The organism is Christiangramia forsetii KT0803 (assembly GCF_000060345.1).
Lineage (GTDB): Bacteria > Bacteroidota > Bacteroidia > Flavobacteriales > Flavobacteriaceae > Christiangramia > Christiangramia forsetii.
The window spans coordinates 3,642,505-3,655,413 of the sequence record NC_008571.1; the positions used below are offsets into that span (position 1 = coordinate 3,642,505).

The window sequence follows — 12,909 nt, forward strand, 5'->3', positions numbered from 1 at the left end:
TAAAAAACCACCTCCCCTTCTTAATTCAAATTTGAATTAGCCAAAATTTTTAAGATCCACACATTAGGCAATCATCACCTTCGCCTTCTTTAGATTGAGCAATAATTGCTCTTAATTCTTCCGGCGATAAGGCTCCTTCCGCTTCAGATTCCTGAGAAATAACCGGCTTTGGAGCTGCCTGAAGTTTTTCTGCCGCTTTCGCAGGAGCTTCAGATACTGCAACTATGGGTTCTTTTTTCTTTTCTTTCTCCAAGGTGAATTTAATAGCATCCACCGCAGATTTGGTTCGAAGATAATACATTCCTGTTTTTAGTCCGCTTTTCCAGGCATAAAAATGCATAGAAGTTAATTTGCTGTAATTGGCATTTTCCATGAACAGGTTAAGAGATTGTGACTGATCTATAAAATATCCTCTATGTCTGGACATATCTATGATATCTTTCATGCTTAATTCCCAAACGGTTTTATAGAGTTCCTTAAGATCATCTGGAATAATATCAATATCCTGAACAGATCCATTATTACGCATAATAGCATTCTTCACCTCATCGTCCCAAAGATTTCTTGAAACCAGATCTTCCAGCAAGTGCTTATTTACCACTATAAATTCACCCGAAAGTACCCTTCTGGTGTATATGTTTGAAGTGTAAGGCTCGAAAGCTTCGTTGTTTCCTAAGATCTGAGAGGTTGAGGCTGTAGGCATGGGAGCAAGTAGCAGTGAGTTTCTCACCCCTTCCTTCATCACCTGTTTACGCAGTTTTCCCCAATCCCATCTTCCGCTAAGGTCTTCATCTTTAATTCCCCAAAGATTATACTGAAATTCACCTTCACTAATTGGTGAACCTTTAAAGGTTGAATAAGGACCTTCTTCTTTTGCCAGTTCCATAGAGGCTGTTACAGCGGCGAAGTAAAGTGTTTCGAAAATCTCCTGATTTAGCTTTTTAGCTTTATCTGAAGTAAACGGCATTCTAAGTTTGATGAAAGTATCAGCAAGACCCTGCACACCAAGACCTACCGGGCGATGGCGCATATTGGAATTTTCAGCTTCCTTTACCGGATAGTAATTTCTATCAATTACTTTATTAAGATTCTTTGTAACTCGTTTCGTTATTTTAAATAGTTCTTTATGATCAAATTCGTTGCCTTTTATGAACATTGGCAGCGCGATTGATGCAAGATTACAAACGGCAACTTCATCGGGGCTGGTGTACTCCAGAATTTCCGTGCAGAGATTTGAAGAGCGAATCGTTCCTAGATTCTTTTGATTAGATTTTCTATTTGCCGCATCTTTATAAAGCATATACGGTGTTCCCGTCTCTATCTGGGATTCCGTTATTTTTTCCCAAAGTTCACGGGCTTTGATTGTTTTTCGGCCTTTATTTTCAGCTTCATATTTTTCATAAAGTTTCTCAAATTCTTCTCCATATGTATCAAAAAGTCCCGGGCATTCCTGGGGACACATTAATGTCCATTTTTCGTTTTGCTCCACCCTTTTCATAAAAAGATCTGGCATCCACATCGCGTAGAATAAGTCACGAGCCCGCATTTCCTCTTTTCCGTGGTTCTTTTTAAGATCCAGAAAATCAAAAATATCGGCATGCCACGGTTCTACATACATTGCGAAAGAACCTTTTCTTTTTCCGCCACCCTGATCTACATAACGTGCGGTGTCGTTAAAAACACGCAACATGGGAACGATTCCATTGGAAGTACCATTAGTACCGGAAATATAAGATCCGGTAGCTCGAACATTGTGTATAGATAAACCAATCCCTCCGGCAGACTGTGAGATCTTAGCTGTTTGCTTCAACGTATCATAAATCCCATCAATACTATCATCTTTCATGGTAAGAAGAAAGCACGAGGACATCTGAGGTTTTGGAGTACCTGAATTAAAAAGTGTGGGAGTAGCGTGTGTAAAATACTTTTTAGACATTAGCTCATAAGTTTCTATGGCAGCGTCCAGATCGTCAATATGAATACCTATAGAAACCCGCATCAACATATGCTGAGGGCGTTCAGCGATCTTGCCGTTTAATTTCAGCAAATAAGATCTTTCTAAAGTTTTGAATCCGAAATAATCATAGCTAAAGTCACGGTTATAAATAATGGTAGAGTCAAGTTTTTCTTTGTTCTCAATAATCACCTTATATACTTCGTCAGAAAGTAAAGGCGCCTTTTCCCCGGTACGCGGATTTACATATTCATATAAATCTGTCATTACCTCAGAGAAGGTCTTTTTGGTATTTTTATGCAAGTTTGAGACTGAGATTCTCGCAGCCAGTTTAGCATAATCTGGATGAGAAGTAGTCATGGTTGCCGCGATTTCGGCAGCAAGATTATCAAGTTCACTGGTAGTAACATTATCGTAAAGGCCTTCAATTACCCTCATGGCTACTTTCACAGGGTCTACCAGTTCATTAAGTCCGTAGCAAAGTTTTTTAACCCTGGCCGTAATTTTGTCGAACATGACGGGTTCTTTTCTACCATCTCTTTTTACTACATACATAAGCAACAATTTTAGTTAGTGGTGCTAAGGCATCTTTAGGAAAAGTCATTAGCGATCCTGGCCGGGAATTGAATCCGGATTAATAATTTAAAATTTCGGGTGAAAATATCAAAGTTCAACTAGCGCCACGTTGGGGGACGCAGCGCAGTTGCTCCTTAGAAATCAGCATCAAAGCTAATTTCGTCTGATTCTTTGTCTTTATTCATTACTCCTGCCTTCTGGTATTCGCTTACACGTTTTTCGAAGAAATTTGTTTTACCCTGCAGGTTGATCATATCCATAAAGTCGAATGGATTTGAAACATTGTATTCTTTCTCACAATCAAGTTCTACCAGAAGCCTGTCTGTTACAAACTCAAGATATTGAGTCATTAGCTTGGCATTCATTCCTATAAGGCTAACCGGGAGTGATTCTGTAACGAATTCACGTTCTATGTTTAGAGCATCAATTAAGATCTCTCTTATTTTTTCTTTTGGCACCTGATTTACAAGATGCTGGTTATGAAGGTGAACCGCAAAGTCACAATGCATCCCTTCATCTCTGGAGATTAACTCGTTAGAGAAAGTCAGGCCAGGCATCAAACCACGTTTCTTTAGCCAGAAAATAGAACAGAATGCTCCTGAGAAGAAAATTCCTTCTACCGCTGCAAAAGCGATTAATCTTTCAGCAAAAGAATCTGATTCAATCCATTTTAAAGCCCAGTCTGCTTTTTTCTTTATAGCTGGGAACACTTCAATAGCCTTAAATAACTGATCTTTTTCCTTCTCATTTTTTACATATGTATCTATAAGAAGTGAATAAGTTTCAGAATGTATGTTTTCCATCATGATTTGGAAACCATAGAAAAATTTAGCTTCAGAATACTGTACTTCATTTACAAAATTTTCGGCCAGGTTCTCGTTTACAATCCCATCTGAAGCTGCAAAAAACGCTAAGATATGTTTTAAAAAATAACGTTCATCAGCGCTCAATTTGTTATTCCAGTCAGAAAGATCTTCATGAAGATCAATCTCCTCGGCAGTCCAGAAGCAGGCTTCCATTTTTTTATACCAGTCCCAAATATCATGGTGTTTAATAGGGAAGATCACAAAACGATCTTTATTCTCCTGTAGTATCGGTTCTATTTGGGCCATAATTATTTAGGGTTTTTCGGTATAATCTGAATTTTATTGAAAAGTGTTTAACAAATATTTAAAAATGTGACGTATAATGAAAGAATTTAGGGTAAACCTTTTCAACAAAGTTTTCAACAGACCAAACACCTGAGTTTTCATAGGCTTATGTTAAATGTACTATGTAAATACCTGTAAAATAAAGGCTTATTAATTGTTAATAATTTTATGAACAGAATTAGTTCCGGTCAAAATAGGTGAGGTTTTGCAACCTAAGATTTGGCTTCAAACGGGCGTAAAATGGCAAGATTAAATGCGAAAACCGGTAAAATTTTTACCGGTTTTCTAGAAAACAGAATCAACTTTTTGGTTGGTCCACCTATAAAATTGTTTACATACTATTGTAGTCTGATTTGTTTATTTGGAAATTCTCTTTGGAGAGCGAAGTACAGTACATCTTCATATTGTCTTTCCCTTTATTCTTATCTATGACCTCCATTTCTAACATCAATCCGTCTGAATGTTTTTTGAACCATTCAGCATCTACGGCTTTAGGAATTTTTGGATTCCCTTTGCTTTGAAACATACTGGCGAAATTGAGATTTGTTTCTTCGGTTAAATAAGAGGTAACTATATATTCATCATTCTCCATCCGGTAACCGTTACAATCATATCCTAATATCTTCTTTTTGCCAATTTCCGTGATCTGCATATTTTCATAATCAGACATTTCTTCCACGTCCTTAGCATTTATTTTCATTTTTGTCCCCATAACCATCTTTGAACCATCATTATTCATATACATAGTGTTTAGGTTAGCTAATGGATCAAAAACCATGATCATTTTATTGTCTTCCTGATTGATTATGGTTCCGAGGTAACTGGCATCTTCTTCAAATAGATAAACTAGATCTGTAGCGCCGTCTTTCGTTTCTATCGTCATATCGTACTTCCAGGAAAATTGATAAGTATCGGGTATTTCAGAATAATCAACCTGGCTTAGTCCCAGGTCCATATTATTCTCCCAAATATTATTAAGGCTTTTATCTGTTTCTTCCGCAGCTTTATTGGAAATGTTTTCGGTAACCGTATTCTCTACCTTTTGTTCAACTTTCTTTTTCAGTTTTTTAAGGAACTGAGCATTTGCAGGACTCCCCAATAACAGGAAAGCCAAAACCATTGTGCTTAGATATTTCATAATTTAATTTTTAAATACAAAAGCTAAATGGGGCGCATAAGTAAGCATGATACTATAGATTATCAATGTGGGTACTTATATAAAGTCGGGGGGAAGAAAAATTTGAATAATATTAAAGATAAGAAAACTAAATAGTATAGAATGTTAAATAGCTGAAAAACAGAAAAATAAGTGTTATTTCTGGGTGATTCCTTTTGCGACTACTTCTAATTCCTTGTACCAATCTTCACCGTATTTTCTAATAAGGGCTTCTTTTACAAATTTATAGATAGGAACCTGTAACTCGGCACCAAGACTACAGGCATCATCACATATTTCCCAGCGGTGATAATTTACAGCAGAAAAAGAAGAATATTCCTGGATTCGTACGGGATATAGATGGCAGGAGACAGGTTTCTTCCAGGAGATATCGCCCTGGTTGTATGCTTCCTCAATTCCGCATAAGGCAGTACCTTTTTCATCAAAAGTCACGTACGCGCAATCTGCATTGTCTATCAAAGGAGTTTCAATTTCACCATTCTCGCGGGTAATATAAACACCTTGTTTCTCAATAGCTTCAATGCCTTCTTTGCGTAAATAGGGTTTAACTTTGGGATATATCTCTTCCATAATCGCTCTTTCTTCCGGCTCTACGGGAGCGCCGGCTTCACCGTCTATACAGCAAGCGCCTTTACAGGCCGAAAGGTTGCACAAAAAATCATTTTTAATGATCTCTTCAGAAACTAAAGTTTTACCTAATTGAAACATGGGACAAAGATAATTTTATAAGATTTAAGACGAAGAAATTCAGCAAGAAAATTCATATAAATTTAACACGATTCCTTAATTGCCAATCAGATAAGATAGAGTACTTTTGCCCGCAATTTTGAAATAAAGCTGGTTATGTTTAAAGTGTTGGATTTTAGGCAAATATTTACTGCAGGGATGATTCTTTTCGCGGTAATAGATATAATTGGGAACATACCAATTATTATTGATCTACGTAAGAAAGTAGGTCATATTCAGAGTGAAAAGGCCTCTATTGTAGCGGGGATAATTATGATTGTTTTTCTCTTTCTCGGGAAGGAGATTTTAAACCTAATTGGGATAGACGTAAATTCTTTTGCAGTTGCAGGTTCATTTATTCTGTTCTTTTTGGCTTTGGAAATGATCCTGGGTATTAGTCTTTATAAAGATGATGCCCCAGAAACAGCTTCGGTAGTTCCATTGGCTTTTCCATTAATTGCCGGTGCTGGTACGATGACCTCTTTAGTCTCATTGCAGGCCGAATATGAAACGCTAAATATTATTGTTGCTATCGTTATCAATATTATATTTGTATACCTGGTTCTAAAGTCTTCAGGAAAGATAGAGAGGATTCTGGGAAGCCAGGGTATTAATGTAATCAGGAAAGTTTTTGGAGTAATTCTTCTGGCAATTGCTGTAAAACTTTTCGCTGCGAATATTCAGAGTTTATTTTCATGAAGTATCTTATTTATACCATTGTATTTTTAGCGATTGTTTTTATTGGGATTAGTGTACGCTCACTGGATCATAATAATCTACTGGAAGGGGACAGCGGGAATGCGTTAATCGTTATTGCTGCCAGCCTTTGTGTAATAGTTCTAATGTCTATTTTGCTTATTTCCAGAACGATTGCGAAAAAGAATAAATAATTATGGATTTTGATGTTATAATCATTGGCGGTGGCGCTGCGGGTCTTTCCTGTGCTTTGGTCATTGGTTCTGGGATGTCTAAGCCATTTGCTGAAAATAGAAAAGCAGGAATAATCCTGCATCAAAAATCTTCTCATTTACAATCTGCATTGCTTAATAATGTATTTGGAATTCCTCCTGAAACAAAGGGGGTGGATGTATTGAATCAGGGTGTTGCACATCTTACAGATTTATACCCTGAAGTCCGGCAAATTTCGAGAGAAAAAGTAATAGAGGTTGCTGGAATTAACGGCAGATACCGCGTAATAACAAATAGGAATGAATATTCAGCCGAAAGAGTTGTGGTCGCAGTTGGATATACCAGCCCATTTAGAATTAACGGGCTGGAGGAATACCTGATTCCGCATAAAAAAGCGAAAATATCCAAAAACAGGATTCAGCTAAAGAATGAAGATCATTTGGTGAAATCAGGTTTATATGTGGCGGGTACCCTCGCCGGCTGGCGGAGTCAATACGCAATCGCGAGTGGAAGCGGAGCCGCTGTTGCTACAGATATCTTAACGGTCTGGAATAATGAAGAGCATACAAAAGTGCACGATAAACTAACTTAGAAAATAGCAGATAAAGCTAAAAGGAAGGCTTATGGCGGCAGCGATCATAAAACTTTGCTGAAGATTTCTATATAACAATGCACGTTTCAGTTGTTTAGTGAAATTAGAATCTTCGTTGGATCTAATTTGTTTTTTAAGCAGATTTCTTGAAACATTAGAATTATTCACCAGAATATCTTTTTGTAAGAATAGGTAAGTACTATTATCCAGTAATCTAAAAGAAACTGCGATAATAAATAAAAACAAAGGTGTTAGTGGCCATATAGCCGATAGATATTCTAAGAAGTTTTCCATCGAAAACCTAAAGTATTATTTTTCTTTCGACAACTGTATTACTTTCATGATTATTCGATCATCTTCATTTAAATACCGTTCAAATACATTAGTTCCAAAAAGTTGCTGGGCAATTTCAGCTTTTAAATATTTCTTCAAAAGAGGTTTACGCGCTTCACTGGTTTTTTCGATGCCAAGATTCATATTCTTTAGATAACGATCAAAATCCTGAATCATTTCCTCGGTAATTACAATTTCATCCCTGAAAACTTTTTTGGAAATTGAATTATAATACGCTCTATTCTGTTCAAGAATGTCGAATACAAACCGGCTCATATAGCCACCACGCAGGAAAAAGGTAAGTTTTTCTTTTTCTGAATCAGTATCTTTGGGTACAAAGATATCAGGGATAATTCCGCCGCCACCGTAAACAATTTTACCACCGGGCGTTTCGTATTTCAGGCTGTCATTTACCTCTATGCTATCTTCGCTGTTAAGCTCGCCATTTTTATAACGGCGCATATAGTCGTTGAAGTAAGATTCATTTCCATTATCATATGGTTTTTGAATAGACCTTCCGGTAGGGGTATAATACCTGGCGATCGTCAGCCGTACGGCACTTCCATCCCCTAATTCCATTTCCCTTTGTACCAAACCTTTTCCGTAAGATCTCCTTCCTACAATAGTACCAACATCGTTATCCTGCAGGGCACCTGCAACCACCTCACTTGCCGAGGCAGAATTTTCATTTATAAGCACAAATACTTTTCCGTTCTCAAAAGCTCCTTTTCTCTGGGCATAGGTCTCCTCAATAGCTCCGCTTTTGTTTTTGGTAAAAAGTATAAGCTTGTCATCTTTAATAAATTCATCGGCAATATTGATCGCTTCTGAAAGATATCCGCCGGGATTGCCCCGAAGATCCAGTGCTATCTGTTTTGCACCTTCCTTTTTTAAATCTTTGATTGACTGGCTAAATTCTTCGTAAGTGGTTTCTGAAAACCGGTCTATTTTAATATAACCCAGATCTTGGGTTAACATATAGGTCGCGTTCACACTTTTAAGCGGAACTTTACCACGTTTCAATTTAAAAGTTAGCAGGTCTTCAATTCCCTTTCTCAGAATTTTCAGGGTAACTTTGGTATTCGCTTTCCCTTTTAACTGAGTAGTTATTGAATCATCACTAATTTCTCTATCAAATAGCTTTTCGCCATTGGCATATAAAATTCTATCGCCGCCACGAATCCCAATTTTTTCACTAGGCCCGCCTTCCAGTGCTTTAATGACAACTATAGTATCCTGGATCTTATAAAAACTCACCCCGATTCCTACAAAGTCACCTTTCATGTTTTCGGTAACCCTCCTGTATTCATCCTTTGGAATATATACCGAATGTGGATCCAGATTCTCTAATATCTTATTGACGGTCACATCCACGATACTATCGGTATTCACATCGTCTACATATTCATAATCGATATAATCGATTAGCCGGTTTAGCTTTTGTTTTTTAGGGTTTGCTGAAAAGAGTTCATCTGTAGGGTCAAAGTCCATTCTTGCGCCAAGAATTAATCCAATGGCGCAGGCAATGCTTAATAATAGCGGTGTATATATTTTATTTTTTCCCTTCAATCTTCAAGTTCTGTTATTTGCTCAAGTTCAACACCTGCTTTTTTCAAAAATTCAAGGCCCGAATTATCCTTGTAATCAATTTGAAAAACCAGCCTGCTTATACCAGATTGGTGTATTAATTTACTGCATTCCTTACAGGGAGACATGGTTATATATAAAGTAGCATCTTTACAGGACTGAGTAGAGCCGGCCACTTTTAATATCGCATTTGCTTCAGCATGCAAAACATACCACTTGGTATAGCCCTCTTCATCCTCACAAAAATTCTCAAAACCGGTGGGGGTACCATTGTATCCATCAGAAATAATCATTCTATCTTTTACAATTAACGCGCCAACCTGCTTTCTATTACAATGGGATAATTTACTCCATTCCCGTGCAATTCTCAAATAAGCCTTATCGAATTTTAGCTGTTTTTTTTTATTCATGACAACTGTAAATATCTAGGTTACAGAAATTAATAATAGGGTGCAAATTAAGAGATTATTGATGAAAATATGTCTAAACAGGTTTTTAATCTACAGTGCCAGGTAACTTTCTACAAGAATAGGGAGGATGATCCCAATTACTATAGAGGCCGTAACCAGTATCCAATCCCTTTTTGAGACACTTAGGACATTTTGAAGCAGAAAGCCTATGATCATAACTGCGAGTACTACAATAACCTGAGCAGTTTCAATTCCTAAGGCAAATTCTACCAGGGGCCAAAATTTACTTTCAGATCCCGCAGCGATCATCTTGAAATAGGAGGAAAAACCCAATCCGTGAATAATTCCGAAGAAAGCGGTTGTGAAATATAAAAGATTGAAATTTGTATTTCTAACTTTTTTTCCTGCAGTTACAATATCGAAAATCGCCGTTGCTAAAATGGTTACAGGAATTAAAAACTCCACATAATCTGCATCAACTTTTACGATCTGATATACCGATAGAAAAAGAGCCAGGGTATGTCCCAGGGTAAACAGCGTGACCAGCCATAATACTCTTTTCCAGGTGCTAAAGCCATAAGAAGCTACGAGTACGATAAGAAATAGCACGTGGTCATATGCCTGCCAGTCCAGGACGTGATCCAGTCCGAGCTCAAAGTATAGCCAAAATTGCGACATAGTTGAGTTTATTAGCGAAGTTTCGAAAGTACAATTTATTAGAATAATTGCCAAGATATAGGTCTTAGCAAGGATATTATTAGAAATGTTATAAATGAAAAATACCTTTAAAGTGGTATTTTTTAAATGTAATTCCCTATTTATCTTGGCTATACCAAATAAATGATAATTAATACTGGTTTTTAATTCATGCAGAGATTTGAGTAGGGTCAAATTTCTGAAATGTTGTGTTGGGGTAGATCAATATAAGTGAGTTAATTTCTAATAATTAAGCATTCATATTTTGGACTTAAAGCCTTCAGGAAATTTCCAGAAGGCTTTTATTTAATCTTTCCAATCATCAGAAGATGATACTGAAAAACTAAGAAGCAATCCTTAAAGTTTTATAATTCTTATATTTATTTTTCAAGATAGCCCTATGCAAGAAGATCTAAAGAAGATCTCAGATTTCTGGAAAAATACGTATTCAAGTAAGATAAGAGATTACCGCTCTTTTAAAATTTCTGATGATTTTAAAATATTTGCTTCTTTGTTCGCTTTGGGGCAGTCTTATTTATATATTGTAAATCTTCATGATCTCGAACTGGAATATGTTTCAGAATCTGTAGAAATGTTTGTAAGTAAAAAGGTAAAAGATCTTAATATTCATGATCTTTTAAAAACAGTGCTTCCCGAAGAAATTGGCAGTATCGATTTGAAAGGTAAGGTCATCAGTAATTTTTACACCTCTTTTCTGGATCGTGATGAAGCCCTTGCTTATAAAAATATGTTCTCATACCGAATGAAGGATAAAAACGGACAGGTTAGAACGATGCTTTACCAGGCCATCCCATTGAGTATTCTGGAAAATGGAATGCCAGAACATGTGCTGTGTATCCAAACAGATGTTTGTCATCTTAAGGTGACTAGTACCAATTCTGTATCGTTTGTTCATATGAACGGCGGGAAATCATATTTTAATGTAGATATCTCTCAGGGGAAATTTGATCCCAACGCCTGTGAAGGAGACAAAAATCTTCGGGAAATTATTTCAGACCGGGAAAAGGAAATTGTAATTCGATTTTCCAGAGGTTTAAATGCAGAACAGATCGCGACCGATCTGAACCTTTCCCCACATACCGTCAAAACTCATCGAAGAAACGTATTGCAGAAGAGCGGTTGCACCAATACTACGGAATTAGTGGCAAAGTGTCTTACTAGCGGCATAATTTCTCCCATTTAGATATCAATAAAAAAGCAAATTATAGATTTTAATTTTCTTCAATAGAATTTAAAAAGATAGCAAAGAAGATTTTTTATTCTCTGGTAATAATTTTTATTGAATTGAATCCTTAGAACTAAAAATTTTATATTTTTGCCGTCCACAAGCTCGAGTGGCGGAATTGGTAGACGCGCTGGATTCAAAATCCAGTTCTTTCGGGAGTGCGGGTTCGATTCCCGCCTCGAGTACTTAAACCCTGATAATTTTTAATTGTCAGGGTTTTTTACTTACCTAAATAGGGCATATCTACAAATTACATATTCTTGGTGGGAGATTTCAGTATATTTCTATCAAAATGGCTAAAACGTAAAACCGATTCTGATACCTCCCCATTTTGTTGGCGTTCCAGTCTCAAATTCCCGGGTAAGTACCGTGCGGGAATATTCAAAATACAATGTTCTGGTCTTCAGTATAAAACCGTAATTAAATTGGCCTGTTAGCCTGGTTATTTCTTCAGAAGGAATCGTGTACGGACTATCTTTATTAAAAACCCCGCCTTGTAACGTAGTATCATATCCAATAATATTTCCCAGAACCTGGGAATATCCATAAAGCTGAAATTTACTTTCCCTGTTATTAACTGAAAATGCTGAATTTATAAGTCCAATATTAGTGTTAAGACCAATTGATGCATTAGTGAATAAAGTACCAAGTTGTGCAGTAGAATTAGATTGCAGCGATAAATAATCTCCCGCTCTAAATAGCTGTTTTTCATAAGCTATCTTGTAATTTAGAACTACATCATTCTTTATCTGATTTTTCCAGCCACGAGGAATTGTGTTTCCCGTGATTTTATGAATACCTACTTGCATTTCTTTTCCAAAGGCACCGGGACCTATAAGCCCCAAATTAAAGGAAGATGTTAATCTCGACTTTGCCAATGTATCTGTGGTAATGGCGAAACTCTTTAGCATAATTGCAGCGGCAAACGGGCGATCTCCTATTTGGATTTCCGGACTTCCAATATCAGGGGCTGTAAAACCTATATGCTCTATTGCCAATCCATATTTGACCTCAGAATTTTTAAGTGATAGAAAAAGATAATTAGCAGGATTCTTTTCTAGAAAGGGAGCAACCAATTCTAAGCTATACCCTTGAGTGTAGTTTTCATCGGTACCAGAAAAATAATCATTATCGTAATTAAATCTAAAGTAGGAATCACTTTTAATATTCCGAAATGATACCAGATTATCTATTTTTTGAGCCGATATAAGGCACGGAATCAATAGAAATAAAATGGCGGGAAAAGGATTGTACTTCATACTATCATTTACGCAAAGTGGAAGAAACTGGTTTTAATGAATAAATTAGTTCAACTTAATAAATCGAAATTTAATTTGAACCTGTTTTGAAGAATTTTAGATTATAGGAGATAAATATAGATTTCTAAAATATGAGATAGGGCTAAAGTTAACAGATGTTACTGAGCTTGTTTACATGCTTCTGGATCGATAATAAAAGAATATTAATTTTAGCTAAGAAGTGATTTCTGAAATATCACAGTTTATTGATGGAATAGCAGTGAAAATTATATAATATCCCTTACTGACTTTTT

13 protein-coding genes and 1 tRNA gene are annotated in these 12,909 nt (G+C 36.4%); 5 read left to right on the forward strand and 9 right to left on the reverse strand.

Annotation, left to right across the window (positions count from 1 at the left end; genetic code table 11):
* Positions 1-49: 49 nt before the first annotated feature.
* The 4 genes from GFO_RS16405 to GFO_RS16420 form a co-directional block, all read right to left on the reverse strand.
* On the reverse strand, positions 50-2,509 hold the full coding sequence (locus GFO_RS16405; protein WP_011711315.1) for a ribonucleoside-diphosphate reductase subunit alpha: 2,460 nt from the start codon (positions 2,507-2,509) through the stop codon (positions 50-52).
* 155 nt (positions 2,510-2,664) lie between these two features.
* Positions 2,665-3,642, reverse strand: a complete 978-nt coding sequence (locus GFO_RS16410; protein ID WP_011711316.1) for a ribonucleotide-diphosphate reductase subunit beta — start codon at positions 3,640-3,642, stop codon at positions 2,665-2,667.
* Between the two features lie 370 nt (positions 3,643-4,012).
* Positions 4,013-4,819 (reverse strand): DUF4412 domain-containing protein, encoded by an 807-nt coding sequence (locus GFO_RS16415; protein ID WP_011711317.1) that lies wholly within the window; start codon positions 4,817-4,819, stop codon positions 4,013-4,015.
* 174 nt (positions 4,820-4,993) lie between these two features.
* A complete protein-coding gene (locus GFO_RS16420) occupies positions 4,994-5,566 on the reverse strand; it encodes a DUF3109 family protein (protein WP_011711318.1) in 573 nt (190 codons plus the stop codon).
* A 135-nt stretch (positions 5,567-5,701) separates the two neighbouring features.
* On the opposite strand from GFO_RS16420, the gene GFO_RS16425 reads away from it, so the two are divergent.
* From GFO_RS16425 to GFO_RS16435, 3 genes are read left to right on the forward strand one after another with little or no spacing between them, the layout of a single operon-like run.
* Entirely contained in the window at positions 5,702-6,283 is a 582-nt protein-coding gene (locus tag GFO_RS16425) for a MarC family protein (protein WP_011711319.1), read from the forward strand.
* Positions 6,280-6,474, forward strand: a complete 195-nt coding sequence (locus tag GFO_RS16430) for a hypothetical protein (protein ID WP_011711320.1) — start codon at positions 6,280-6,282, stop codon at positions 6,472-6,474. The genes GFO_RS16425 and GFO_RS16430 overlap by 4 nt, the downstream gene beginning before the upstream one ends.
* A 2-nt stretch (positions 6,475-6,476) precedes the next feature.
* Positions 6,477-7,085, forward strand: coding sequence for an FAD-dependent oxidoreductase (locus tag GFO_RS16435; protein WP_011711321.1), 609 nt, complete (start codon positions 6,477-6,479; stop codon positions 7,083-7,085).
* Here GFO_RS16435 and GFO_RS16440 read toward each other — a convergent pair.
* The 4 genes from GFO_RS16440 to GFO_RS16455 form a co-directional block, all read right to left on the reverse strand.
* The gene (locus GFO_RS16440) at positions 7,077-7,379 is read right to left on the reverse strand and encodes a hypothetical protein (protein WP_011711322.1); all 303 of its coding nucleotides are present in this window, start codon (positions 7,377-7,379) and stop codon (positions 7,077-7,079) included. The two genes, GFO_RS16435 and GFO_RS16440, sit on opposite strands and share 9 nt — an antisense overlap.
* Before the next feature lie 15 nt (positions 7,380-7,394).
* The gene (locus GFO_RS16445; protein ID WP_011711323.1) at positions 7,395-8,987 is read right to left on the reverse strand and encodes a S41 family peptidase; all 1,593 of its coding nucleotides are present in this window, start codon (positions 8,985-8,987) and stop codon (positions 7,395-7,397) included.
* A complete protein-coding gene (locus GFO_RS16450) occupies positions 8,984-9,415 on the reverse strand; it encodes a deoxycytidylate deaminase (RefSeq protein WP_011711324.1) in 432 nt (143 codons plus the stop codon). The genes GFO_RS16445 and GFO_RS16450 overlap by 4 nt, the downstream gene beginning before the upstream one ends.
* Before the next feature lie 90 nt (positions 9,416-9,505).
* A complete protein-coding gene (locus GFO_RS16455) occupies positions 9,506-10,093 on the reverse strand; it encodes a HupE/UreJ family protein (RefSeq protein ID WP_041250421.1) in 588 nt (195 codons plus the stop codon).
* A gap of 418 nt (positions 10,094-10,511) precedes the next feature.
* Between GFO_RS16455 and GFO_RS16460 the strand changes: the two genes are divergently transcribed.
* Together GFO_RS16460 and GFO_RS16465 are read left to right on the forward strand one after the other, a co-directional pair.
* Complete coding sequence (locus GFO_RS16460; protein WP_011711326.1) at positions 10,512-11,315, forward strand: response regulator transcription factor; 804 nt, start codon at positions 10,512-10,514, stop codon at positions 11,313-11,315.
* Between the two features lie 145 nt (positions 11,316-11,460).
* Positions 11,461-11,542, forward strand: a tRNA-Leu gene (locus GFO_RS16465).
* Positions 11,543-11,653: 111 nt separating this feature from the next.
* On the opposite strand, the gene GFO_RS16470 is transcribed toward GFO_RS16465, so the two are convergent.
* Positions 11,654-12,616, reverse strand: a complete 963-nt coding sequence (locus GFO_RS16470; protein ID WP_011711327.1) for a lipid A deacylase LpxR family protein — start codon at positions 12,614-12,616, stop codon at positions 11,654-11,656.
* Between the last annotated feature and the right edge of the window lie 293 nt (positions 12,617-12,909).